Origin of the sequence: uncultured Pelagimonas sp., assembly GCF_947498515.1 — a bacterium.
Classification (GTDB): domain Bacteria; phylum Pseudomonadota; class Alphaproteobacteria; order Rhodobacterales; family Rhodobacteraceae; genus Pelagimonas.
In genome coordinates, this window is record NZ_CANMKO010000020.1 from 1 (window position 1) to 24,436 (window position 24,436).

Genomic DNA, 24,436 nt, shown 5'->3' on the forward strand with positions numbered 1-24,436 from the left:
AGCGTGGTTTTACCGTGGTCAACGTGACCAATGGTGCCAATGTTACAGTGCGGCTTGCCGCGTTCAAACTTTTCCTTACCCATGGGTGGGCTCCTTTTTCAAATCAGGTGGAGAAGCAGCGCTTCTCCCTACAGTGGTGGGTAGGGCGGGGTTCACCCCGCCACCCGTTCTTATGCGTATTGCGCTTGGATCTCGTCAGAGATGTTCTGCGGAACCGGGTTGTAGTGATCGAACTGCATGGTGAAGTTCGCACGACCCGAAGACATAGAGCGCAGCGTGTTGATGTAACCAAACATGTTGGCCAGCGGAACAAACGCGTCGATTGCAACAGCGTTACCGCGTGGCTCCTGACCGTTTACCTGACCGCGACGCGATGTCAGATCGCCGATGATACCGCCGGTATACTCTTCCGGAGTAACAACTTCGACTTTCATCATCGGTTCCAACAGTTTCGCACCAGCTTTGCGCATACCTTCACGCATGCACATACGTGCTGCGATTTCGAATGCAAGGACGCTGGAGTCAACATCGTGGAACTTACCGTCGATCAAGGCCACTTTGAAGTCGATCACAGGGAAGCCAGCCAGAGGGCCGCTATCCATAACCGATTTCACACCCTTTTCAACACCGGGGATGTATTCCTTAGGAATGGCACCACCAACGATCTTGGATTCGAAGGAGTAACCTTCGCCAGGCTCCGTCGGAGTGATGATCATTTTCACTTCGCCGAACTGACCCGAACCACCCGACTGTTTCTTGTGGGTGTAAGAGTGCTCAACTTCGTGACCAATGGTCTCACGGTAGGCAACCTGAGGCGCACCGATGTTGGCTTCAACCTTGAATTCACGCTTGAGGCGGTCAACCAGGATGTCCAAGTGAAGTTCGCCCATGCCCTTCATGATGGTCTGACCGGATTCCAGATCAGTCTCAACACGGAAGGAAGGATCTTCTGCGGCCAAACGGGCCAGACCCTGGGACATTTTCTCTTGGTCGCCCTTGGTTTTGGGCTCAACCGCGATCTCGATAACCGGATCGGGGAAGGTCATGGTTTCCAGAACAACCGGCTCTTTGGCGTCACAAAGCGTGTCACCTGTGGTTGTGTCCTTCAGACCACCAAGCGCGATGATATCGCCGGCAAATGCCTCTTCGATCTCTTCACGGTTGTTGGAGTGCATCATCATCATACGACCGACACGCTCTTTTTTCTCCTTGGTGGAGTTGAGCATCGATTCACCCTTGGAGAGGGTACCCGAGTAGATACGTACGAATGTCAGCGAGCCAACAAAGGGGTCGTTCATGATTTTGAACGCAAGGCCAGAGAACGCCATGTCATCATCCGCGCGGCGGGCGATGTCACGTGTTTCTGTTTCGTCGCCTGGCTTAAAGCCCATGTAATCAACAACGTCCAGCGGGCTGGGCAGATAGTCGATTACGGCGTTAAGCAGCGGCTGAACACCTTTGTTTTTGAAGGCAGAGCCACCCAGCACAGGAACGAAGTCCATGGCCAGAGTACCTTTGCGCAGCAATTTACGCAGGGTTGCAACATCAGGCTCTTCGCCTTCGAGATAGGCTTCCATGGCATCATCGTCCTGCTCAACAGCAGCTTCGATCATTTTGCCACGCCATTCGTCGGCCATGTCCTTGAGTTCGTCGCGGATTTCACGCTTTTCCCAAGATGCGCCAAGGTCTTCACCGATGTAGACCCATTCCTGCATGGTCACCAGATCAACCAAGCCTTCCAGCTCGGTTTCTGCGCCAATAGGAATACCAACGGGTACAGCGGTTGCACCGGTGCGCTCTTCAATCATGTGAACACAGTTGAAGAAGTCCGCGCCGATTTTGTCCATCTTGTTGACGAACACAATCCGTGGAACCGAGTAACGGTCAGCCTGACGCCAAACGGTCTCTGTCTGAGGCTCAACACCGGCGTTGGCGTCAAGAACACAAACAGCACCATCGAGAACCGCCAGCGAACGCTCAACTTCAATGGTGAAGTCAACGTGGCCGGGGGTGTCGATGATGTTCAAGCGGTGCTTGGGTGTGTCAGCAGTTTTGCCATCTTCGGTGCGTTCCCAGAATGTGGTGGTCGCAGCCGAGGTGATGGTGATGCCGCGTTCCTGCTCCTGCTCCATCCAGTCCATCGTGGCCGCACCATCGTGCACCTCACCAATGTTGTGGGACTTACCAGTGTAATACAGGATGCGTTCCGAGCAGGTTGTTTTACCCGCATCGATGTGCGCCATGATACCGAAATTTCGGTAATGTTCGAGCGTATATTCGCGTGCCATTGTTTTGGTCCTAAGCCAATATTACCAGCGGTAATGGCTGAACGCTTTGTTAGCGTCGGCCATCTTATGGGTGTCTTCGCGCTTCTTAACAGCAGCACCGCGGGACTGTACAGCGTCCAGCAGTTCACCGGCGAGGCGTTCTTCCATGGTGTTTTCGTTGCGCGAACGGCTGGCTGTGATCAACCAGCGAATTGCCAGGGCTTCGCGACGTTCTGGACGAACTTCGACAGGAACCTGGTAAGTCGCACCACCCACACGGCGCGAACGAACTTCGACCGATGGTTTGATGTTGTCGAGCGCTTCGTGGAAAAGTTCCACTGGGGCGCGCTTAACTTTGGTTTCAACGCGATCAAGCGCGTTATAAACAATTTTCTCTGCGACTGATTTTTTACCATCAATCATCAGGTTGTTCATGAATTTAGTCAGAACGCGATCGCCAAATTTGGCGTCGGGCAGGACTTCGCGCTTCTCGGCAGCGTGACGACGGGACATATTGGTATCCTCTTCTTACTTAGGACGCTTGGCGCCATATTTCGAACGACGCTGCTTACGGTCTTTAACGCCCTGAGTATCCAGAACACCGCGCAGGATGTGGTAACGCACACCGGGAAGGTCTTTTACACGACCGCCACGGATCAGAACCACAGAGTGCTCCTGAAGGTTGTGGCTTTCACCGGGGATGTAGGAGATGACTTCGTAGCCATTGGTTAGACGCACCTTGGCAACCTTACGCATCGCCGAGTTCGGCTTTTTAGGCGTGGTTGTGTAGACGCGTGTGCATACGCCGCGCTTCTGCGGGCACTGCTCAAGGTGCTGAGACTTCGAGCGTTTGATTTTAGGCTGACGCGGCTTGCGGATCAGCTGTTGAATCGTGGGCATTCGGTTATATTCCCCGTGCTTTCACTTTTGTGGTGCGACGGGCTAGGCCCCTCGCGGCTCAGTCGGTTGGCCTGAAACCTTGCGGCCCCCTGCCGGGATCAGAAAACCATTGTGTTGCCACAACAGACAAAAACCGCGTCGTTCCCGTTCCGAGGTAAACGATGCGGTGGGTTCTCAGAGGATCGGGCGGATAATTTGCCTGGATCTTGACCACTTCAATTCTGAAAAACGCATAGGACTCCCATGCGGATTAGCCGCGCGTATAGGGGGAGTCGCAAAACTTGTCAACAGCCCCCGCCGACACCATGCCCGCTTGCCTCTGGCCGTGGGCAATGCCATGCATGTTTTGAGGTTTTGCACGTAAGGGATCGCTCATGCAAGGTATCGGGCAAGTCATCGGGTTTTGTCGGTTTTCTTATCCCGCCGAGGGTGGATTTCAGGTCGAACATGAAACCCTTCAGGACCGCATTGATTACCTCTATCAACCCGACCGTATCGAAGAACGGTTTCGCCATTTCGAAACCATTTGCCTCCCCGGTCTCAAAGCCCAAACCGACCCGGATTTCATCTTTGCCATTCTTGTGGGTGACGCCATGCCGGTTAACTACCTTGAACGGCTAATGATCCTTGTCGAAGACTTTCCCCAAGCCGTTGTCATCCCACGCGCGCCCGGCCCGCATCGCAAAGTCTGCCAAGAGGTCATCAATAGCTTGCGAGTAATGGATGAACCCTGTCTGCAATTTCGCCACGATGACGATGATGCCGTTTCGATCCATTTTGTTGAGCGCCTGAAAAAGGCCGCGACGGATTGCGCCCCCTTGCTAGACCAACATCGGTTGGTAGGGTTTGATTGGAACCGGGGTTTTGTCGCCCGCCCGGATGCAAATGGGGTTTGCGGTGAACCGATTGTTCATCCCTATTGGGGGCTGGCACAGGCCGTGGCGGTTAAACCGGGCGTGCGTCAAACTGTGATGAATTTCGGCCATCAAAAGATCAACCAATTCATGCCAACCGTCACCTTTACGGATGAAGTCATGTATGTGCGTGGGCACAATGATCACAACGATTCACGCCAAAAGAAACACGTCAAACCCGTGGTCCTGCCGCCGCTTGAAACCGAGGATGAGGCGCTTTTCAAATCTCTTTTTGGCATCGACACAACCCACGTCAAAACGGTGTTTGGCGGATAATCTTGATGACCGGCCCAAGATTTTTTCAAAAATCTTGTCACACCTGCCCGCTGCCGCCTGTCTAACTATCAGTACCGCATGAAACGGAGCCTGATATGACCGACGAAAACCTGACGACGCTGGCGCAACGCGCCCAATCCGGTGACGCCGCCGCGCTAGAAAATCTGATGCGCGCCGTTCAGGATCAGGTTCATCGCCTCGCGCTTCGGATGCTTGCCGATCCGGCCCTCGCCGAAGATGCGACCCAAGACATCCTGATCCGGCTTATAACCAAACTCTCGACATTTCGCGGCGAGTCTGGATTTCGCACGTGGGTGTATCGCGTCGCCACCAATCATCTTTTGAACCGCGTGAAACAAACTCAAGCCGAAGCCATGTTGAGCTTTGACGTGTTTGCCGCCGATCTTGAGGCCGGGCTTGTGGATGAAAGCCAACAAGCGCCCGAAGATCACATCATGCTCAACGAATTGCGGATTAACTGCACCATGGCGATGTTGCTTTGCCTCGATCGACCCCACCGTATTGCCTATGTGCTCGGGGATGTGTTCGAGTTGGATCAGAACGAAGCCGCGCTGATCCTCGACATTTCCAAAGATCTGTTTCGCAAACGTCTGTCCCGCGCCCGACAAAAGGTCACGGAATTTACGGCCCAATCCTGTGGCCTGTCCAATCAACGCGCCGCCTGTTCCTGTCAAAAACGCCTGCCCGCCGCCCAAAGCATGGGCCGTATCGGACACACCCCTTCGCCGGTATTCGAGGATGCGCCAGCCTATGAAACGGTCCGCGCGCAGGCGGCCAAAGCCGAAGCTCAGCTGAGATCGGCGAAACTACAACGCGCCACCGGGTCCCTCCGGGCGCAAAAAGACTTTGCAGCTTTGCTGGAAAGGATCGTGGCCCAAGACAGCTAGGGCGAACCTAGCCCTGCCGGGTTCCATCACCCATCACCCAAAAGGAAAAACATCATGAAACATGCCGCCGCATGGCTGGTCGCGCTTGTCCTGAGCGCGCCCATGACCCCGTCATTTGCAGGAGAAACCAAAATGACCAACGATCAAACCGCCATTCACACTGCCGTCACAACCATGACCAACGCCTTTATGGGCGGAGACATCAACACGGTTATGCAGAGCTATGAACCCGGAGCCGCCGTGATGTTCGAACCCCAAAAGCCCGTCAGCGATGCCGATCAATTGCATCAGATGTTCACCATGGCCGCCGGGATGAAGCCGACCTTTAGCTATTCCGGGCACGAGGTCTTTGTCGCCAATGACATCGGGCTGCATCTGTCCCCTTGGACAATGACCGCTACCGCCCCGGATGGTACGGCGGTTGAACAAACCGGCCTATCCGTCGCGGTGTTTCGCAAACAACCCGACGGGCAATGGAAAATGGTGCTTGATAATCCGCATGGTCAATTCTTGATGCAGCACTAACCCCACAAACAAAAAGGGCCCCGAAAATCGGGGCCCTTTTCAAATACTGTCTCGAAAGCTTAGTCGCGGCTTTCCGGCGTATCAACAACCAAGGTGTCGAATTCGTCGCCACCAACCACATCTTCCACCATTTCCGGAGCAGCCAAGGCCGCCGCCGCTTCGGCTTCTTCACGACGCGCTTCGATCACAACGTTATCACGCGACGAGGCCACGCGGCGCACATCCTGAGTGGCACCACCGGTCCCGGCAGGGATCAAGCGACCCACGATAACGTTTTCCTTGAGACCAACCAGTTTGTCTTTCTTACCTTGGACCGAAGCCTCGGTAAGAACACGTGTGGTTTCCTGGAACGATGCCGCCGAGATGAACGAACGTGTCTGCAAGGACGCCTTGGTGATCCCCAGAAGGATCGGCTCACCCTGCGCCGGACGACCGGATTTCGACAGTGCCTTTTCGTTGGCAGCATCAAACTCGGCTTTGTCCACATGCTCGCCCTTAAGCAAGGTGGTGTCACCGCTGTCCTGGATTTCCCATTTCTGCAACATCTGGCGCACGATCACTTCGATATGCTTATCGTTGATCTTAACACCCTGCAGGCGGTAAACGTCCTGAACTTCGTCGATCATGTAGTTCGCCAGCGCCTCAATCCCCATAATCGCGAGGATGTCATGCGGTGCTGGGTTACCGTCCATGAGGTATTCGCCCTTCTGGATGAAGTCACCTTCCAAAACAGGAATGTGCTTGCCCTTGGGGATCATATACTCACGGGTTTCCATGGTTTCATCTTGAGGCTCAATCGCGATGCGACGCTTGTTCTTGTAGTCCTTCCCAAAGCGCACATAACCATCGATTTCGGCGATGATCGCGTGATCTTTTGGACGACGGGCTTCGAACAATTCCGCAACACGTGGCAGACCACCTGTAATGTCCTTGGTCTTGGCACCTTCACGCGGGATACGCGCAACAACGTCACCGGCTTTGACGTCCTGACCGTCTTCAACAGACAGAACCGCGTCAACCGACATCGGATAAGTGATCGGGTTGCCCTGATCATTGCGAACCGGCTCACCATCTTTATCCATCAGGATAATTTCAGGCTTAAGTTCGTTGCCCTTTGGCGCTGCGCGCCAGTCGACCACGATCTTCTGGGTCATACCGGTTGCGTCATCGGTTTCCTCACGCACGGCAAGGCCGTTCACAAGGTCAACGTGTTTCGCAACAGCGTCCTTTTCGGCGATGATCGGCAGGGTATAGGGATCCCATTCGAACATCTTGTCGCCACGTGCGATCTCTTGACCTTCTTTGACGAAGAGCTTGGAACCGTAACCCATCTTGTGGGATGCGATTTCCTCGCCCTGATCGTTAAGGATCAAGACCTGCATATTCCGGTTCATAACGATCTGCTCACCGGCGGCGTTGGTGATCACGCCAGGGTTTGCAAAGGCAATTTTACCGTTTTGCGAGGCTTCGAGGAAGGAGCGCGACGAACCAGAGGCAACGCCACCCATGTGGAATGTCCGCATGGTCAGCTGTGTACCGGGTTCACCAATCGACTGCGCCGCGATGATACCAACCGCTTCGCCAAGGTTAACGCGGGTACCACGTGCAAGGTCACGACCGTAGCACTGAGTACACACACCTTCTTCGGCTTCACAGGTCAGAGGCGAGCGGATACGCGCGGTCAGAACACCAGACTCTTCGATCGCATCAGCTGTGCGTTCGTCGATCAGGGATTCATCGGCGGCAATCACTTCGCCGGTAACGGGGTGACAGATGTCCTCGGCCGCAACACGACCCAGAACACGTTCGCCCAAGGTTGCAACAACCTCACCATCGTTCACAGCCGCTTCGGCGGTGATGGCGCGATCGGTGCCACAGTCTTCGAGACGCACGATACAATCCTGCGCAACGTCCACCAGACGACGGGTCAGGTAACCCGAGTTCGCTGTTTTCAAAGCGGTATCCGAAAGACCCTTACGGGCACCGTGGGTGGAGTTAAAGTACTCCAGAACGGTCAGACCTTCTTTAAAGTTCGAGATAATCGGTGTTTCGATGATGTCGCCATTCGGCTTTGCCATCAGACCGCGCATCCCGCCCAGCTGTTTCATCTGTGTGACCGAGCCACGCGCACCAGAGTGGGCCATCATGTAAACCGAGTTTGGTTCTTTGACGGAGCCATCTTCGTCACGCTGTTCTGCCGAAATGGTCGACATCATGGCTTCGGTGACTTTGTCGTTACACTTCGACCAAGCATCGACAACTTTGTTGTACTTTTCACCCTGAGTGATCAGGCCGTCCATGTACTGTTGTTCGAAATCTTTCACCTGATCACGGGTGTCGCCAACGATGTCCCACTTGTTATCAGGGATAACCATGTCGGATTTACCGAAGGAAATACCGGCCTTAAACGCTTCGCGGAAGCCCAAGGTCATGATCTGGTCACAGAAGATAACCGACTCTTTTTGACCACAGTAACGATAGACCGTGTCAATCACGCGCTGCACGTCTTTCTTACGCAGCAGGTCGTTGACCAGCGAGAAAGGCGCTTTGGCGTTCAGAGGCAGCAAGGCACCAAGACGGGCACGGCCCGGCGTGGTCTCAAAGCGGTTAAACACTTCGTTGCCTTCTTCGTCGATCTGCTTGAGACGAACCTGAACCTTGGCGTGGAGATGCACTTCGCCAGCGTTGAGGGCGTGTTCGACCTCTTCCAGCGAGGAAAAGACCATGTCTTCACCCTTCATACCTTCACGCATGATGGTGACATAGTACAGACCCAAGATCATATCCTGTGATGGTACGATGATCGGTGCGCCGTTTGCGGGCGACAGAACGTTGTTCGTCGACATCATCAGAACACGCGCTTCCAGCTGGGCCTCAAGGCTCAGAGGAACGTGGACCGCCATTTGGTCACCGTCAAAGTCAGCGTTAAACGCCGAGCAGACCAGTGGGTGCAGCTGAATGGCTTTACCTTCGATCAGCGTGGGTTCGAACGCCTGAATGCCAAGACGGTGCAACGTCGGCGCACGGTTCAACATGACAGGGTGTTCGCGGATGACCTCGTCGAGGATATCCCAAACTTCGGGACGCTCTTTTTCAACCAGCTTCTTGGCTTGCTTCACGGTGGAAGACAGACCTTTGGCTTCTAGGCGCGAATAGATGAACGGCTTGAACAATTCCAAGGCCATCTTTTTCGGCAAACCACACTGGTGCAGTTTCAGCTCAGGACCGGTCACAATCACCGAACGACCGGAAAAGTCGACGCGTTTCCCCAAAAGGTTTTGACGGAAGCGACCCTGCTTACCCTTGAGCATGTCAGACAGCGATTTCAACGGACGCTTGTTGGCACCGGTGATAACGCGGCCACGACGACCGTTGTCAAACAAGGCGTCAACGGATTCCTGCAACATCCGCTTTTCGTTACGGACGATGATGTCAGGGGCGCGCAATTCGATCAGACGCTTGAGACGGTTGTTCCGGTTGATCACGCGGCGATACAGATCGTTAAGATCGGATGTCGCAAAGCGGCCACCATCCAGCGGCACCAGCGGGCGCAGCTCTGGTGGGATCACAGGCACAACAGTCATGATCATCCATTCCGGACGGTTGCCAGATTCCAAGAAGGATTCGACAACTTTCAGACGCTTGATGATCTTCTTTGGCTTCAGCTCACCGGTGGCCTCTTTGAGGTCAGCCCGCAGAGTTTCGGCTTCGTTTTCCAGATCAATGTTGGCCAGCATTTCACGGATAGCTTCGGCACCGATATTGGCGGTGAAAGCGTCCATGCCATAGGCGTCTTGCGCGTCGAGGTATTCCTCTTCGCTCATCATCTGGCCGTATTGCAGATCGGTCAGGCCGGGTTCGATAACCACATAGTTTTCGAAATACAGCACGCGTTCCAAATCACGCAGGGTCATGTCCAGCATCAGGCCGATGCGCGAAGGCAGCGACTTGAGGAACCAGATATGTGCACAAGGAGCCGCAAGCTCGATGTGGCCCATACGTTCACGACGGACTTTTTGCAGCGTCACTTCGACACCACATTTTTCGCAGACAACGCCGCGATATTTCATACGCTTATATTTGCCGCAGAGGCATTCGTAATCTTTGATCGGGCCAAAGATACGCGCGCAGAAAAGACCGTCACGCTCAGGCTTGAACGTCCGGTAGTTGATGGTTTCGGGCTTTTTGATCTCACCGAAAGACCACGACAAGATACGCTCGGGCGAAGCGAGCGACACTTTGATCTCATCAAAGGTCTTGATCGGGGCAACCGGGTTGAACGGGTTGTTGGTCAGTTCCTGGTTCATCTTGGAACTCCTCAAACTTTGGTGCAGGTGACACGGACGGCGCCGGGCTGTTCCAGCGCGCGTCCAACGGTTGCAATCATTGTAGAGCTATCGCCGTACATCTGCCCCAACGCCTTGCACTGTTTCTGGGCTTGGCTCAGGCAGTTAGGAGACATCGGGATTTTCGGCGCTTTGCGACTCATCAAGACTTGACCGTCGCCCTGTGCAAACCAAAAGACATTCTTCTTTACAGAAGGGCTTGAGGCGGCAAGTGACTTGATCATGTCCATTTCCGACTGAGGCGCAGAGTAACAACCTGCCAAATCGAAACTTTCCGATTGGGCACGCTGCGCGTCACGCTCTTTATTCCGCTCCATTTGCTCGTTGGAGACACATCCTGAGAGTGTCAACACCGAAACTAGGGACGCGGTTAGGATTACAGATTTCACTCATCTTCCTCCGTATCCAGGAGTTCCATGTTGAGGCCCAAGCCGCGGACCTCTTTGACGAGAACGTTGAACGATTCTGGTACACCAGCTTCGAAGTTGTCCTCACCTTTCACGATGCTTTCATAGACCTTGGTCCGGCCTGCCACGTCATCCGACTTCACAGTCAGCATTTCTTGCAGGGTATAGGCGGCGCCATAAGCTTCGAGAGCCCAGACTTCCATTTCCCCGAAACGCTGGCCACCGAACTGCGCCTTACCACCCAGCGGCTGCTGAGTAACAAGCGAGTATGGGCCGGTCGAACGCGCGTGGATTTTGTCGTCCACAAGGTGGTGAAGTTTCAGCAGGTATTTAACACCCACGGTCACTTCACGTGCGAATTGCTCACCGGTACGACCGTCGAACAGTTTCGACTGACCGCTTTCGGTAAATCCGGCACGCAGCAGCGCGTCATTGACGTCAGCTTCTTTTGCACCGTCAAAGACAGGCGTCGCGATTGGAACACCAGAGGTGACATTGCCAGCCGCTTCGAGAAGATCGCCTTCGTCCATGGAGTTGAAGCCTTCTTCGTAGACTTCGTCGCCATAGGCGATGCGCAACGCTTCGCGAACTGGGGTCATGTCACCGCTACGGCGGTATTCCTGCAGCGCTTCGTCGACCTTGATGCCGAGCATACGCGCGGCCCAACCCATGTGGGTTTCAAGGATCTGACCAACGTTCATCCGCGATGGAACGCCCAGTGGGTTCAGACAGAAGTCAACCGGAGTACCATCGGCCAAGAACGGCATGTCTTCCATTGGAACAACGCGCGAAACCACACCTTTGTTCCCGTGGCGACCCGCCATTTTATCACCTGGCTGAAGCTTACGCTTCACAGCGATAAAGACTTTGACCATCTTCATCACACCCGGAGGCAGATCGTCGCCGCGGCGCACTTTCTCGACTTTGTCTTCGAAACGCGCATCAAGCGCGCGCTTCTGAACTTCGTACTGCTCGTGCAGGGCTTCGACATGCTTGGCGTCGTCTTCTTCACCAAGGGCCAGCTGCCACCACTGACCACGGGTCAGAGTGTCAAGCAACTCGTCGTTGATTTCCGAATTCGGGCGCACACCTTTGGGGCCTTTGACGGCAACTTTTCCAAAGATCATACCCTTGAGGCGGGCATAGATGTTGCGGTCAAGGATCGCGAGTTCGTCGTCACGGTCACGCGCCAAACGCTCGATTTCTTCACGCTCAATCTGCAACGCACGTTCGTCTTTTTCCACACCATGGCGGTTAAAGACGCGTACTTCTACGATTGTGCCGTAATCACCGGGCTTCACACGCAGCGAAGTATCGCGCACGTCCGATGCCTTTTCACCAAAGATGGCGCGCAGCAGTTTTTCTTCTGGCGTCATTGGGCTTTCGCCCTTGGGGGTGATTTTACCGACCAAGATATCGCCCGGCTCAACATCCGCACCGATGTAAACGATGCCAGCCTCGTCGAGGTTGCGCAGCGCTTCTTCACCGACGTTTGGAATATCGCGGGTGATCTCTTCTGGGCCAAGCTTGGTGTCACGGGCTGCCACTTCGAATTCTTCGATGTGGACCGATGTGAACACGTCATCCTTGGCGATCCGTTCGGAAATCAGGATCGAGTCTTCGTAGTTGTAGCCGTTCCAAGGCATAAACGCGACGATCACGTTTTTACCAAGGGCCAGTTCACCCATATCGGTCGATGGACCGTCCGCGATGACTTCGCCCTTAAGAACTGTGTCACCCACTTTGACCAACGGACGTTGGTTGATACAGGTGTTTTGGTTCGAACGCTGGAACTTGCGCATGCGGTAGATATCAACGCCCGCGTCACCCAATTCGAGATCGGATGTGGCGCGCACAACGATACGCTGCGCGTCAACTTGGTCGATGATACCGGCGCGTTTGGCCATAACAGCCGCACCGGAGTCACGTGCTACAACTTCTTCGATCCCGGTGCCGACAAGCGGTGCTTCGGAGCGCAGAGTTGGAACAGCCTGACGTTGCATGTTCGAGCCCATCAGGGCCCTGTTCGCATCGTCGTTTTCGAGGAACGGAATGAGCGAGGCCGCAACAGATACCAACTGTTTTGGGCTAACGTCGATCAGGTCAACCGCGTCGCTTGGCGACAGGGTATAGTCACCAGATTTACGGGTCGAAACCAGCTCGTTCTTGAACTTCATGTTCTCGTCGAGGTTGGCGTTGGCCTGAGCAACGGTGTGCCGCATTTCCTCGGTCGCAGACATGTAGTGGACTTCGTCGGTGACGGTGCCCTCTTTTACGACGCGATAAGGTGTTTCGATAAAGCCGTATTTGTTCACGCGGGCAAAGGTGGCCAGCGAGTTGATCAGACCAATGTTTGGCCCTTCCGGCGTTTCAATCGGACACATACGACCGTAGTGCGTTGGGTGAACGTCGCGAACTTCAAAGCCAGCACGCTCACGGGTCAAACCACCGGGGCCAAGCGCCGAAAGGCGACGCTTGTGCGTCACTTCGGAGAGCGGGTTGGTTTGGTCCATAAACTGCGACAGCTGCGAAGAGCCAAAGAATTCACGTACCGCAGCAGCAGCCGGTTTCGCGTTGATCAAATCCTGCGGCATCACAGTGTCGATTTCGACAGATGACATACGTTCTTTGATTGCGCGCTCCATGCGGAGCAGGCCAACGCGGTATTGGTTTTCCATCAGCTCGCCAACGGAACGCACACGACGGTTACCAAGGTGGTCAATATCGTCGATGTCGCCACGACCATCACGCAGATCAACCAGCGCTTTGATACATTGAACGATGTCTTCACGATCAAGCGTGCGCTGTGTGTCCTCTTTGTCCAAAGCCAGACGCATGTTCATTTTCACGCGACCAACGGCAGACAGGTCATAGCGCTCGCTGTCAAAGAACAACGTGTCGAACAAGGCCGAGGCCGCTTCGACGGTGGGTGGCTCACCCGGACGCATCACGCGGTAGATATCCATGAGCGCGGTGTCGCGACCCATGTTTTTATCCATCGCCATGGTGTTGCGCATGTATGGCCCAACGGTGACGTTGTCGATGTCCAGCACAGGAATTTCGGTGACGCCCGCGTCAACCAATTCCTTCAGGGTGCCGCCCGTGACGTCGCCATCTTTGTCGACTTCCCATGTCAGCTCATCACCCGCTTCGACATAGATCGCACCGGTTTCTTCGTTGATGATGTCCTGGGATACGAACTTGCCAACGATCTGGTCAAAGGGAACCAACAAGTTTTGTACTTTACCTTCGTCGATCAGCTTTTTGACGGCGCGAGGCGTGACTTTCTTGCCCGCTTCCGCAATGACTTCACCGCTATCCGCATCAACCAAATCGTAGGACGGGCGGGTCCCGCGCACACGATTTGGGAAGAATTTGGTCGACCAACCGCCAGCTTTCTTCAGCTCATAGCTCACCGTATCGTAATAGGCGTCCATGATCGCTTCTTGGTCGAGACCAAGCGCGTAAAGCAGAGTGGTGACAGGCAGTTTCCGACGACGGTCGATCCGTGCAAAGACGATGTCTTTGGCGTCGAACTCAAAGTCCAACCACGAGCCGCGATAAGGAATAATACGGCAGGCGAACAGCAACTTGCCCGAGCTGTGCGTTTTGCCCTTGTCGTGATCAAAGAACACGCCAGGCGAACGGTGCATCTGGGATACGATCACACGCTCGGTGCCGTTAACCACAAATGTGCCGTTTGGCGTCATCAAAGGCATATCGCCCATGAATACGTCTTGCTCTTTGATGTCTTTGACCGACTTCGCGCCGGTATCTTCGTCGATATCAAACACGATCAGGCGCAAGGTAACCTTCAGCGGTGCGCTGTAGGTCATGTCGCGCTGCATGCACTCTTCGACGTCGTATTTAGGCTTTTCTAGATCGTAGTTAACGAATTCCAGAACAGCGGTTTCATTGAAATCCTTGATCGGGAAAACCGACTGGAAAACGCCTTTGATGCCTTCACCGTCTGAGGGTGTTGGCTGGTCGCCTGATTTCAAGAAAAGCTCGTAGCTGGATTTCTGAACCTCGATAAGGTTCGGCATTTCCAGTACTTCACGGATTTTGCCGTAATAACGGCGAAGACGTTTCTGGCCAAGGAAGCTTTGCGCCATGACAGATGTCACCTTTCGATAATCTCTTCGAGTAACGCATCGTCGGGCTACGACACGTCACCGTCAGTGACGGCAAAAATCCGATCCATTCTCGGCCCCCGTCCCACCGGAGGCCACTCGATCGTTGGATCCCTGCCTTGGAAAGCGTCTCGTTTGACCGGGGTCAAAGGCGGCGCTTGCCAAGTCGGGGCTCATCATTTTTTAAGCTAAACTCCTGTTGTCGTGTCGCTTTTTCTCAGACAGACAGGTATTGATTGGAAATCTCGCGCACCCTACTTTAACCAAAGAGAAAAAGCGGCTTCGAATCGCTCGAACCCGCAGGAGATTTCCGAATATTCGGTGAACGGAAAGATTGCAACCCCCAAGGGAGCTGCAACAGAATTATCCTAGACGGACAAGATCGCATTTTTGGGGCGTTTCGTCAAGACACTGGGCCTTGGTGGGAGAATTGAAAACCGGTTCCATAAAACATGGGGCTTGCTAACCCGGCCCCTGAAGATCCCACAAATATCGCCACCGATGTCACCCAAAAGAGGCGCGCTGCCTACTTTTTCTAACGGCGGATGAATGCCCGAACAGGTTGATTGGCAAGCGTTGGTCAAGGCATTCAATGTTTCTGATCGCAATTCAGCCCTAGCGCAAAACGAAACCAAATAGGCTATCAAAGCAACCCGCTCTGGGTTTGGCCCTTCTACAGCACTTTTTTCACGCCCCAGATCATACACATCCCATGGTTCAAAAAATTCACACGAGCATCTATCAGGGAAAACTAGCCAGTCGGCCCACCTCGCACGCCCTTTGGCGGTGCGATCGCTCTACCCATCATCGCCCCACCAGCAGATCAGGCAAACTTCAAAACCGCCAACGTCGTTCAATCCCTGAAATTCACAATAAGGACGGTAATTTTGAGCATGTGACACGCATAAATCGCAGTGCCAAAAAAACAAGCGCCCCCAAGAGGGAGCGCTTGCAAGAATTTCTCTTTGAAAAAGAGGAATTACTTGAGCTCGACTTCAGCACCTGCTTCTTCGAGCTTCTTCTTGATTTCCTCGGCTTCGTCCTTGGAAACGCCTTCTTTGACAGCTTTGCCACCGGCTTCAACCAGTTCTTTAGCTTCTTTCAGGCCCAGGCCGGTGATGCCGCGGACTTCTTTGATGACGTTGATCTTTTTGGCGCCAGCGGCCTTCAGGATCACGTCAAATTCAGTTTTCTCTTCTGCAGCTGCGCCACCGGCGTCAGCTGGACCAGCCATGACAACGGCGCCGCCAGCTGCGGGCTCGATGCCATACTCGTCTTTGAGGATGGTTTTCAGTTCTTGTGCTTCGAGCAGGGTCAGACCCACGATGCTTTCGGCAAGTGCTTTCAGATCAGCCATTTTGAGACTCTTTCCGTTTTCGTTATGTGTTCCAACGTCAGGGGGTTAACCCTACGGGGATCGTAAAGTTGCTTACGCCGCTTCCGCTTTCTCTTCGATTGTCGAGAGAATGGATGCGATGTCAGAAGCAGGTGCGCCAATTGCGCCGGCGATGTTGCTTGCAGGTGCGCCGATACAGCCAACGATCGAAGCAATAAGCTCATCACGCGACGGCATTTTCGACACGGCCTCAACACCAGCCCGGTCAAGAGCCGATCCGCCCATTGCACCGCCAAGGATTTCGAACTTTTGGTTCGTCTTGGCGAAGTCCTCAACCACTTTGGCGGCTGCCACAGGGTCTTCGGAATAGGTCAGAACGGTCATGCCTTCCAGATACTCTTCGATGCTTTCGCACTGAGTATCTTTCACGGCAATTTTGGCGAGCCTGTTTTTGGCGACACGAACCGAAGCTTCCGCTTCACGGGCAATCCCGCGCAGGCTCTGCATGTCAGCAACTGTCAGACCCTCGTAGCGGGCAACCACTACGACGCCAGAGCTATCAAAGATTTGGCCGAGCTCTTCGACCAACTTCTCTTTTTGTGCTCTATCCACAGTTTTACTCCAATTGATGGAGGGGGCGACCCCTCCGGCTCACTTTTGCCTAGGTTTCCCCAGGCGACGTGTCCAAATGGCGGGTCGTCGCATCAAAGCCAGCACGTGATGTGCCTGAAAGATGTCTCTTCCCGTCTCAGGCAGGAGTTATGAGTGCGATTGCACTCGCCCACCGTCTCGGACGAAAGTAGGGGTCTCGAATCAATGAGACACCCTGAGCGCTTGCGATAGCCTGTTTGTTGCAACTTGCCAAGTCCGAACTCTTCTGCACGGCCTCAAATCTGGTCACTCACCTTGGCAACCGCAACAAGCTCTCTCAGGAGCCGTTGTTTCGGCAACGGTTTTGGCAAAACCCGATCTATCCCCGCAGCAACATATTCAGTGACCTGATGGGTCAAAACATTTGCGGTCACTGCAAAAATGGGAACGGGACCGTTGCCACTTGCCCTCTCCGCTTCTCGGATACGCCGCGTGGCTTCGACCCCATCGACGCCTGGCATCTGGATATCCATTAAAATTGCGTCAAAATCGGTTTCTTTAGCCAAGGCCACCGCCTCATCTCCACCCGACGCTGCGTAAATGATACAATCGACCGGAGCCAGAAACCGCTCGAGGATCAGACGGTTGGTGGCATTATCATCCACAATCAAAATGCGCCGCCCGCATAATGCAGATGTTTCCGGCATGTCCAATTTCTCGCGTTTGAGGTCTTTGGCCTCGACACGTTGAAGCGGTAGCCGCACTTCGAACCGGGCCCCATCACCGACGTCGCTCTTAACCGTCAACTGGCCCCCCATCGCCTCTGTTATCTGGCTTGAAATAGCGAGGCCAAGGCCGGTCCCGCCATATTTACGGGTCACACTCGCATCCGCTTGCACAAACGGGTCAAAGATTTTGTCTAGGGCGCTCGGCGCAATACCTGGACCTGTATCACTGACGCGCGTCAAGACCTCTCCGCTCTTTGCATCAATGAGAGCGTCAATAGTCACGCAACCTTTGTCTGTAAATTTGACGGCATTGGCGACCAGGTTATGCAATACTTGCTGAAGGCGGCGCTCATCCCCGACGACGCGGTGGGGAACAAAGTCGCTTATCTCTAGTCGCAGCTTAAGCCCCTTTTCACGTGCACGACTTGCATGAAGGTCACGCGCGGTTTTCAACACGCGGTGTAAATCAAAAGGCGCTCTTTCCAACTCCAGTCGCCCAGCTTCGACCTTGGACAGGTCCAAAACATCATTGATAGTGCCCAGCAAAAGCTCGCCTGACTGCTCAATGACTGTAATACACTCGCGCTGATCCGTGTCGAGGTCGCTCTCAGAGAGTTCGCTGGCCATACCCAAGATGCCGTTAAGCGGTGTTCGTATTTCGTGGCTAACATTGGCAAGAAACAAGGATTTTGCTTCATTTGCGCTATGCGCCATGTGGTGCAGTTTTTGAATGCGCTTCTGGGCACGATTTGCCAGAAACACTTCGGAGACAACATAGGCCAACAAAAGGGCAATTAGGGCGTACCCAGCAATATCGGCCGCCCTGCCCGCGGCGTTACCACTTTGAAGGTCGACAAATTGCCGCTGCAAATCCTCAACTGCAAATGTTGCCGCCCAGGCCTGACGCGCAGTTTTAGAATGGTCATCAAGGATGCTATGAAGTCGCAAAACCTCTTCATCCGAAATAGTATCGGCCTCGTAAATCATCTCCTCTTCGCGCCGCAAAAATGCCTGCAACTCCGCGATAACCGGAGCCAGGCCTTCGGTTTTGCCAATTTCAGACCCCGCGACAAGATCCAAGCGCCCCCAAAGAATATCGAACCGCATCTCGACTTCTTCTTTGTCCCGCCGCCCTTCGGAGTATCCCACCAAATCTGACGAAAGACGCTGCACTTCAAAGATCGTTTCGCTCATCCTCCAGATCAAACCATTGGTGCGAAACACCAAACGCTCTTTTTCGCGGAGTGTCCCAATCTCTTGGGAGACGAATAAAATGCTTAGGGCGCAGGCCGCACAAACAGCGACCAGAGCGCGCATCGTTCGGGCGTTTTCCCGGATAAAATGCACCATCAACCCGCCTGAGCAAGAACCTCAATCCGCACCAATTGCCATATCATTTGGACATAGTACGTGTGCGCCTCGGCCTCGGCTTTGCTTTGCGGGTAGACAATCCAAATGGGGCCTTTGTTTCGAATGCCCATCTGCTGGCCATTGTGCTCCATAGCAAGAATTGCTCCATGCTTTTTGGCATCTGCAATGGAAATCGTCACCGCGTAATCATCAGCAGCCACCGCTCGCAATTTCGCTCCTTGGGCACCGACCGCCTCCAACAAAGACGCAATTGTTGGCCCTGAAAACCGATTTAGCCCCTCGGTGAACGACGTGTATGTTTCGATTGTTCGCCAATCCAGATTGGCCAACATAGCGCGATCAAACAATGCTTGTTCGCCAGAATTGGTTGTTGAGATGTGTCCATCGACCGTCAACATCACCCGCTCATTCGGGGCATCCAAGGCCGCAGCCGCGGAACAAATCAACACGCTAAGGACAGCAAGTAGTCTACACATAAAAGTCAGCACGATTGTATCCCTGTACCGGGTTGCATATCGCATCAACGCTACAAAGCTTGTCCTAATACTTCCTTGCAGCGCACAAAAAAAGGCGGACCAAATGGCCCGCCTTCTTAATAACGTTTGAAAACTGTTTAGCTTTCGACGGCGTTGTTTACATCAACGGTCACGCCTGGGCCCATTGTGGAGCTCAGAGCGATCTTTTTCATGTATGTGCCTTTGGAACCCGATGGTTTCGCAGCGGCAACAGCACCGATAAAGGCACGGATGTTTTCAACCAGTTTGGCTTCGTCAAAGGACGCTTTGCCAACACCGGCGTGAACCACACCAGCTTTTTCAGCTTTGAACTGAACCTGACCACCTTTGCTGTCTTTGACAGCTTGGGCTACGTCCATGGTCACTGTGCCAACTTTTGGGTTTGGCATCAGGTTACGTGGGCCAAGAACCTTACCAAGACGACCAACGATAGGCATCATGTCAGGGGTTGCGATACAACGATCGAAATCGATGGTGCCGCCCTGAATGGATTCCATCAGGTCTTCTGCGCCAACGATGTCTGCGCCAGCGGCCTGAGCTTCTTCAGCTTTGGGGCCACGTGCGAAAACAGCAACGCGAACGGTTTTGCCGGTGCCGTTTGGCAGGCCGATAACACCGCGAACCATTTGGTCGGCGTGACGCGGGTCAACACCCAGCGCCATGGCGATTTCGATGGTTTCGTCGAATTTTGCGTTGGCGTTCGCTTTGATCAGCGTCACAGCCTCTTCAACTGTGAGGTTTTCTTTGCCTGCGAATGCTTCACGGGCTGCGGTTGTGCGTTTTCCGAGTTTTGCCATGATCTTAACCTTTCACCTCGATGCCCATCGAACGGGCAGAGCCGACGATGATCAACATTGCGGCCTCGACGTCATTCGCCGACAGGTCCTTCATTTTGGCTTCGGCAATTTCACGTACCTGAGCCACAGTCACGGAGGCCACGGTTTCACGACCGGGGGCTTCCGCGCCACGAGGGCGGTTACGCTTGCCAACTGGCTTAAGGCCAGCAGCTTTTTTCAGGTAGTAAGACGCAGGTGGCGTCTTGATGTCCATGGTGAAGGACTTGTCCTGATAATAAGTGATCACGGTTGGGCACGGCGCGCCGGGCTCCATTTCCTGTGTTTTGGCGTTGAACGCCTTACAGAATTCCATGATGTTGATGCCGCGCTGACCCAGCGCAGGACCCACAGGTGGGGAAGGGTTGGCTTTGCCTGCAGGAATCTGCAGCTTCATCGTGCCAGCTAGCTTCTTGGCCATTGGCTTTCTCCTTTTCAACACCCACGCGAACGCGTTCGCCGGGCTAGTTCAGACGGGGAAACCCGTCATTGTTGCGTGGTCTGGTCCGAGTTTCGCGAAACCCTCGCCTCCCACGATTCGTACGCCCTTACAGGCGCAGATGGGGCGCTTTACACCGAGTTTTCGGGAATGGCAAGCTTGCAGAGCAGTGTATGCAAGACAGGCCCATCAAGCCCCCCTCTTGCCCCTCCGGCTTTCTAGCGAATACAGTCAAACGACTGCATTGAGCCCAACTTGATCGTTGGAGCGGACCGCCGCGCCGAAGAGGTTAAGGCGGTGATAATGCCCAAGCGCCGCATTACCGTGGCGAAAAGTAAATGGCTTGAGAGGCAGTAAATGTTCCGGAACTTTGCGTTAATCGCCTCTGTCGCGGGGTTCATGTTGCATCCAGGGCCGACGGTAGCAGGGACAAAAGACCTCGAAAGCGCGATCTTCCAAATTATTCCATTTGGTGGCGAACCCTACGTTTCTATCGAAACGCGGAAGGAATATGTCGCAGCCCTAAAGAGCTATTGGCAGAACTTCGATAGCCGTGTCCCGCGCCTGTCGCCGCCTGAGACGCAGTGGATCACTGACGAAATGGGGGCGCAAGGTGAACGCCTGACGCGAGCCCTAAACTCCAAGGAATATGCGCTTTTTTCGTTGAACCGAGATATTGGGGGCTGCCTGAAGTCCTTGGACCGTCTGGATGCGGCCTATGCTGAGCCGAGCCAAGGCCAAACGGAAATGTTTCACTGGTTGGGCGTCGTCCAGTGCTACGGCGATCTGGATCGTATGATGGAATACCTTCGGCAAGCTGGCCTCTCTAACGGGAGGTTTAATGGGCCGTTTTATGCCGTAGGCGTGTCCCCAATTATGGATGCCTTGTTGGAGAAAGTAATTCCGTCTGCAATGGCAGATACTATGGGCTGGACGATAAGCGCAGACTGACGCCAATCGAAACGATTCCGCTTCCATTCTACATGTGGCATTGCAGGAAACCTGCACCTGACACGCGCGTCCGTTTTGTCCCGCATGGCCGTCATGGACACACCAAACAAAAACGCCCCGCAGATGCGAGGCGCTTCTTAGATTTGTGAATAGCCCAGTGGCGACTTAGATTTCTTTCGAAACCTGCGTAAAGTCCAGTTCGACCGGGGTTTCGCGACCGAAAATCGAGACCGAAACCTTGAGCTTTTGTGTATCGTCGTCCACGCCTTCGACCATACCGTCGAACCCTTCGAATGGGCCGTCGGTGACTTTGACTTTTTCGCCAGTCTCAAAGCGGATTTCGATGCGGGGGGCTTCGTCGCTCTCTTGGACGCGGCCGATCATCGCGTCGACTTCGGCGTCACGCATGGGCATCGGGCGCCCCTGCGGGCCAAGGAAACCGGTGACACGGTTGATCGAGTTCACAAGGTGATAGCCTTGGTCGGACATTTCCATGTGAACCAGAACGTAACCGGGCATAAAGCGGCGCTCGGTTGTCACCTTCTTGCCGCGACGCACCTCGATCACCTCTTCGGTGGGCACCAGAACTTCGTCGATCTGGTCGTGAAGCTCTTGCTCCTCAACCGCCGTCCGGATCTGCTCCGCAATCTTCTTCTCAAAGTTTGAGAGAACACTGACCGAATACCACCGTTTTGCCATCTGGGACTGCCCTTATGTCTCGTGTCGGGGGCACATGCTGGGCCCCAAATGAAAACCGGCGCGCGACTCATCGCACGCCCGTAAGAAAGTGTCGTAGCTCATACCCGCGCAACCCGCGAGTTTCAAGCCTGCAAAATGCCCATCCAGCGTTAGGACAGGCGATGCATTTAGCCAAACATACCCAAAAGCGCCTTGAGGCCACCTTTGAGAGCAAGATCAACCAATGCAAAGAAGATCGCGGTCAGGGTCGCCATGATAAAGACCATGATCGTGGTCAGCATCACCTCGCGGCGGGTTGGCCAAACGATTTTGGAAACTTCGGCGCGCACCTGCTGGATGAACTGAAGGGGATTCGTGGTGGCCATTGGCTCTCATTCCATTACTCGAGTTTTGTCGCAGATAGACGAGCGCGCGCGCAATTTCAAGCTCTGCCGACCGGGCTGACGCAGAATTGCAGCACAAATACCCTAACGACTAAGGGTTCGTTTCGCCCAAATCGGCATGATCAATGACAGAATAAACAAGCGCGACAAGTGATGTGCCGCGACAAAGGCCGGATCCATCCCCAACAGAATCGCAATTGCCGCCATGCCTTCGACGCCGCCAGGGACAAAAGCGATAAGGAGGAGGGGAATAGAGATGTCCAAAAACCACGCAGAAATTGCGACACATAATAATGTCACCGCAAAGCCGACGCTCGTAACACAAAGCCCACCCATCAGAGCTTTGCGCAGGTCCCGCCCCGAAACACCTGAGTAGCGACTACCGATCAAGGCCCCCATAGCGACCATTGCGCCGGTCTGCATGACCCATGGCAGACCCCCGGGTGTGATCTCACTCATATGCCCCGCTGCGCTGACCACCATCCCCGCCAACAGATATGCCGCCGGGAAGTGGAGGCGTTGAAACACCCACCCCAACCCGACCGCAGCAATCGCCAGCCCAGCCAGATGCCAAAGGCTCATGTTCTCAACCGGCGTTAAGCCCGGCAAGCTATCACCAAACCCCCAGGTCACCACCACCGGCACAACAAGCGTAATAAACAAGACGCGTGTGCTCTGAATGATCGCAATCGGGGTCGTATCGATGTTTCGGTCCGTCGCGATGCCCAAGACAAAGCTTAGATGCCCCGGCGTCGAGGCCAGCATCGCCGTTGTTCGATCGTAGCCCAACTTACGGCTCAGTACCCAGCGCGACAAAAGCAAGGTCGCAATCACACTCAGACTTAGAATGGAGATAGTCAGCGGCCATTTCACCGCCGCCTGCAATGTCTCTGATGTCGCGCCCGACCCAATATTAATGCCAAGAACCAAAAATAGGAGGTCGCGCCAAAGTGCGGGTAGCTCCATACGCGCACCGGCAAGGCAAACCAAAGACACCGCGAGCGCAGATCCCGTCAATGCGGCGGCTGGCATGCCGATTTGGGCAAAGACAAACGCGCCCGCACATCCAGCCAAAAGGCAGAGCACTATTCCCATCGCTGCATTATCAGAAGTCATGGCACCTCGGCGCGTCACCTGCATACCACGGTATACCAAAATAATGAAAAGCGAAATACTTCTCTGCGCCAGAGGCGCTGATTATGAATTTCAGAGAAAGTGGCAGGGGCACCAGGGCTCGAACCCGGGACCTACGGTTTTGGAGACCGTCGCTCTACCAACTGAGCTATACCCCTAAGGCCGGGTTGTGGGGTACGACATGGCTTGGACGAAATCAAGAGGTCAAACGCAGGAAAATTGCCTTTGACTGCAAGTTTTATGTCATTGGCTCACAAAACCGCTCGCCTGAGGTCACGGGAAACGGAAGCTCCTGAAACAAAAGCCATGTTCACGAATGCACACTGGTTGTTCAACGGCTTTTTTCTTCTCGGGTCTTTTCAAAATACGTGACTCTGCCGGGCAGGTTTAACGCCGCAAACCCGTTGTTTTCTTAGGCCGCACTTAGGCTGCGCAGGGATGCACAATCACCTGATCTTCTTGTTTGATTTCAAGGGCAAAAATGCGTGAGCAGACGCGATTTTTTCGTGTGTTCAAATCCCAAAACGCCGCCCCTATCTCGTTGTCATCGGAACAACACACCGAACCAAACAAACCAATACGGGGCGTCCCAAGCGCCTCACCTCTTAAAAGGAAACGCACAATGAAAACCATCATCGCATCCGCCCTCATCGCAACCGCCGCTCTGACCGGTGCCGCAAACGCCTCGCTCTCGTCCGACGTTCAGACATATGCCCCCGGCGCCGACGTCTCCTCGCTGACATCCGCTGAAACTGCCTCGCTGCACCTGATCCTCTCCGG

General features: G+C 54.3%; 20 protein-coding genes and 1 tRNA gene. 4 read left to right on the forward strand and 17 right to left on the reverse strand.

What is annotated here, in order from left to right:
* From Q1A43_RS21965 to rpsL, 4 genes are all read right to left on the reverse strand, one after another.
* Positions 1 to 83, reverse strand: an 83-nt coding sequence (locus Q1A43_RS21965; protein WP_299939004.1) for a GTP-binding protein, incomplete at its 3' end; no start/stop codon positions are given.
* Between the two features lie 87 nt (positions 84 to 170).
* Positions 171 to 2,288, reverse strand: a complete 2,118-nt coding sequence (fusA, locus tag Q1A43_RS21970; protein WP_299938978.1) for an elongation factor G — start codon at positions 2,286 to 2,288, stop codon at positions 171 to 173.
* Between the two features lie 21 nt (positions 2,289 to 2,309).
* The gene (gene rpsG, locus Q1A43_RS21975; RefSeq protein WP_299930559.1) at positions 2,310 to 2,780 is read right to left on the reverse strand and encodes a 30S ribosomal protein S7; all 471 of its coding nucleotides are present in this window, start codon (positions 2,778 to 2,780) and stop codon (positions 2,310 to 2,312) included.
* 15 nt (positions 2,781 to 2,795) lie between these two features.
* A complete protein-coding gene (gene rpsL, locus Q1A43_RS21980) occupies positions 2,796 to 3,167 on the reverse strand; it encodes a 30S ribosomal protein S12 (protein ID WP_054000841.1) in 372 nt (123 codons plus the stop codon).
* 374 nt (positions 3,168 to 3,541) lie between these two features.
* Between rpsL and Q1A43_RS21985 the strand changes: the two genes are divergently transcribed.
* The 3 genes from Q1A43_RS21985 (at position 3,542) to Q1A43_RS21995 (ending at position 5,790) form a co-directional block, all read left to right on the forward strand.
* A complete protein-coding gene (locus Q1A43_RS21985) occupies positions 3,542 to 4,357 on the forward strand; it encodes a putative rhamnosyl transferase (protein ID WP_299938980.1) in 816 nt (271 codons plus the stop codon).
* 95 nt (positions 4,358 to 4,452) lie between these two features.
* Complete coding sequence (locus Q1A43_RS21990; protein WP_299938983.1) at positions 4,453 to 5,265, forward strand: RNA polymerase sigma factor; 813 nt, start codon at positions 4,453 to 4,455, stop codon at positions 5,263 to 5,265.
* A gap of 54 nt (positions 5,266 to 5,319) precedes the next feature.
* Positions 5,320 to 5,790 (forward strand): DUF4440 domain-containing protein, encoded by a 471-nt coding sequence (locus tag Q1A43_RS21995; protein WP_299938984.1) that lies wholly within the window; start codon positions 5,320 to 5,322, stop codon positions 5,788 to 5,790.
* A 59-nt stretch (positions 5,791 to 5,849) separates the two neighbouring features.
* Here the strand turns inward: Q1A43_RS21995 and rpoC are convergent, their stop codons facing one another.
* From rpoC to rplK, 9 genes are all read right to left on the reverse strand, one after another.
* Positions 5,850 to 10,097, reverse strand: coding sequence for a DNA-directed RNA polymerase subunit beta' (gene rpoC / locus Q1A43_RS22000; protein ID WP_299938987.1), 4,248 nt, complete (start codon positions 10,095 to 10,097; stop codon positions 5,850 to 5,852).
* A gap of 11 nt (positions 10,098 to 10,108) precedes the next feature.
* Positions 10,109 to 10,366 (reverse strand): hypothetical protein, encoded by a 258-nt coding sequence (locus Q1A43_RS22005; protein WP_299938989.1) that lies wholly within the window; start codon positions 10,364 to 10,366, stop codon positions 10,109 to 10,111.
* A 155-nt stretch (positions 10,367 to 10,521) separates the two neighbouring features.
* On the reverse strand, positions 10,522 to 14,658 hold the full coding sequence (gene rpoB / locus Q1A43_RS22010; RefSeq protein ID WP_299938991.1) for a DNA-directed RNA polymerase subunit beta: 4,137 nt from the start codon (positions 14,656 to 14,658) through the stop codon (positions 10,522 to 10,524).
* Positions 14,659 to 15,655: 997 nt separating this feature from the next.
* A complete protein-coding gene (gene rplL / locus Q1A43_RS22015) occupies positions 15,656 to 16,033 on the reverse strand; it encodes a 50S ribosomal protein L7/L12 (RefSeq protein ID WP_299930545.1) in 378 nt (125 codons plus the stop codon).
* 72 nt (positions 16,034 to 16,105) lie between these two features.
* Positions 16,106 to 16,624, reverse strand: a complete 519-nt coding sequence (gene rplJ / locus Q1A43_RS22020) for a 50S ribosomal protein L10 (protein WP_299930542.1) — start codon at positions 16,622 to 16,624, stop codon at positions 16,106 to 16,108.
* Positions 16,625 to 16,899: 275 nt separating this feature from the next.
* Positions 16,900 to 18,681, reverse strand: a complete 1,782-nt coding sequence (locus tag Q1A43_RS22025; protein WP_299938994.1) for an ATP-binding protein — start codon at positions 18,679 to 18,681, stop codon at positions 16,900 to 16,902.
* A complete protein-coding gene (locus Q1A43_RS22030) occupies positions 18,681 to 19,151 on the reverse strand; it encodes a molybdopterin-dependent oxidoreductase (RefSeq protein ID WP_299938997.1) in 471 nt (156 codons plus the stop codon). The genes Q1A43_RS22025 and Q1A43_RS22030 overlap by 1 nt, the downstream gene beginning before the upstream one ends.
* A 164-nt stretch (positions 19,152 to 19,315) precedes the next feature.
* Positions 19,316 to 20,014 (reverse strand): 50S ribosomal protein L1, encoded by a 699-nt coding sequence (gene rplA / locus Q1A43_RS22035; RefSeq protein ID WP_299930534.1) that lies wholly within the window; start codon positions 20,012 to 20,014, stop codon positions 19,316 to 19,318.
* Positions 20,015 to 20,018: 4 nt separating this feature from the next.
* A complete protein-coding gene (gene rplK, locus Q1A43_RS22040) occupies positions 20,019 to 20,471 on the reverse strand; it encodes a 50S ribosomal protein L11 (protein WP_299930531.1) in 453 nt (150 codons plus the stop codon).
* 375 nt (positions 20,472 to 20,846) lie between these two features.
* Between rplK and Q1A43_RS22045 the strand changes: the two genes are divergently transcribed.
* On the forward strand, positions 20,847 to 21,440 hold the full coding sequence (locus tag Q1A43_RS22045) for a hypothetical protein (protein ID WP_299938999.1): 594 nt from the start codon (positions 20,847 to 20,849) through the stop codon (positions 21,438 to 21,440).
* A gap of 165 nt (positions 21,441 to 21,605) precedes the next feature.
* On the opposite strand, the gene nusG is transcribed toward Q1A43_RS22045, so the two are convergent.
* The 4 genes from nusG to Q1A43_RS22065 all read right to left on the reverse strand — a co-directional run bounded on the left by nusG (position 21,606) and on the right by Q1A43_RS22065 (position 23,814).
* A complete protein-coding gene (gene nusG, locus Q1A43_RS22050) occupies positions 21,606 to 22,139 on the reverse strand; it encodes a transcription termination/antitermination protein NusG (RefSeq protein WP_299930686.1) in 534 nt (177 codons plus the stop codon).
* A gap of 167 nt (positions 22,140 to 22,306) precedes the next feature.
* A complete protein-coding gene (secE, locus tag Q1A43_RS22055; protein WP_299930689.1) occupies positions 22,307 to 22,504 on the reverse strand; it encodes a preprotein translocase subunit SecE in 198 nt (65 codons plus the stop codon).
* Positions 22,505 to 22,606: 102 nt separating this feature from the next.
* Positions 22,607 to 23,638 carry an AbrB family transcriptional regulator gene (locus Q1A43_RS22060; RefSeq protein ID WP_299939002.1) on the reverse strand — a complete coding sequence of 344 codons (1,032 nt, stop codon included), beginning with the start codon at positions 23,636 to 23,638 and terminating at the stop codon, positions 22,607 to 22,609.
* A 100-nt stretch (positions 23,639 to 23,738) separates the two neighbouring features.
* A tRNA-Trp gene (locus Q1A43_RS22065) sits at positions 23,739 to 23,814 on the reverse strand.
* Positions 23,815 to 24,436: the final 622 nt, after the last annotated feature.

What these genes read in the sequence shown, in the direction of transcription:
- nusG (WP_299930686.1), bottom strand. Translation starts at nt 22,139, where the DNA reads ATGGCAAAACGGTGGTATTCGGTCAGTGTTCTCTCAAACTTTGAGAAG.
- Q1A43_RS21995 (WP_299938984.1), top strand. Translation starts at nt 5,320, where the DNA reads ATGAAACATGCCGCCGCATGGCTGGTCGCGCTTGTCCTGAGCGCGCCC.
- rplL (WP_299930545.1), bottom strand. Translation starts at nt 16,033, where the DNA reads ATGGCTGATCTGAAAGCACTTGCCGAAAGCATCGTGGGTCTGACCCTG.
- Q1A43_RS22025 (WP_299938994.1), bottom strand. Translation starts at nt 18,681, where the DNA reads ATGGTGCATTTTATCCGGGAAAACGCCCGAACGATGCGCGCTCTGGTC.
- Q1A43_RS21985 (WP_299938980.1), top strand. Translation starts at nt 3,542, where the DNA reads ATGCAAGGTATCGGGCAAGTCATCGGGTTTTGTCGGTTTTCTTATCCC.
- rplA (WP_299930534.1), bottom strand. Translation starts at nt 20,014, where the DNA reads ATGGCAAAACTCGGAAAACGCACAACCGCAGCCCGTGAAGCATTCGCA.
- Q1A43_RS22005 (WP_299938989.1), bottom strand. Translation starts at nt 10,366, where the DNA reads ATGGACATGATCAAGTCACTTGCCGCCTCAAGCCCTTCTGTAAAGAAG.
- rpsG (WP_299930559.1), bottom strand. Translation starts at nt 2,780, where the DNA reads ATGTCCCGTCGTCACGCTGCCGAGAAGCGCGAAGTCCTGCCCGACGCC.
- rpoC (WP_299938987.1), bottom strand. Translation starts at nt 10,097, where the DNA reads ATGAACCAGGAACTGACCAACAACCCGTTCAACCCGGTTGCCCCGATC.
- secE (WP_299930689.1), bottom strand. Translation starts at nt 22,504, where the DNA reads ATGGCCACCACGAATCCCCTTCAGTTCATCCAGCAGGTGCGCGCCGAA.
- Q1A43_RS21990 (WP_299938983.1), top strand. Translation starts at nt 4,453, where the DNA reads ATGACCGACGAAAACCTGACGACGCTGGCGCAACGCGCCCAATCCGGT.
- Q1A43_RS22060 (WP_299939002.1), bottom strand. Translation starts at nt 23,638, where the DNA reads ATGACTTCTGATAATGCAGCGATGGGAATAGTGCTCTGCCTTTTGGCT.
- rplK (WP_299930531.1), bottom strand. Translation starts at nt 20,471, where the DNA reads ATGGCCAAGAAGCTAGCTGGCACGATGAAGCTGCAGATTCCTGCAGGC.
- rpoB (WP_299938991.1), bottom strand. Translation starts at nt 14,658, where the DNA reads ATGGCGCAAAGCTTCCTTGGCCAGAAACGTCTTCGCCGTTATTACGGC.
- fusA (WP_299938978.1), bottom strand. Translation starts at nt 2,288, where the DNA reads ATGGCACGCGAATATACGCTCGAACATTACCGAAATTTCGGTATCATG.
- rpsL (WP_054000841.1), bottom strand. Translation starts at nt 3,167, where the DNA reads ATGCCCACGATTCAACAGCTGATCCGCAAGCCGCGTCAGCCTAAAATC.
- Q1A43_RS22045 (WP_299938999.1), top strand. Translation starts at nt 20,847, where the DNA reads ATGTTCCGGAACTTTGCGTTAATCGCCTCTGTCGCGGGGTTCATGTTG.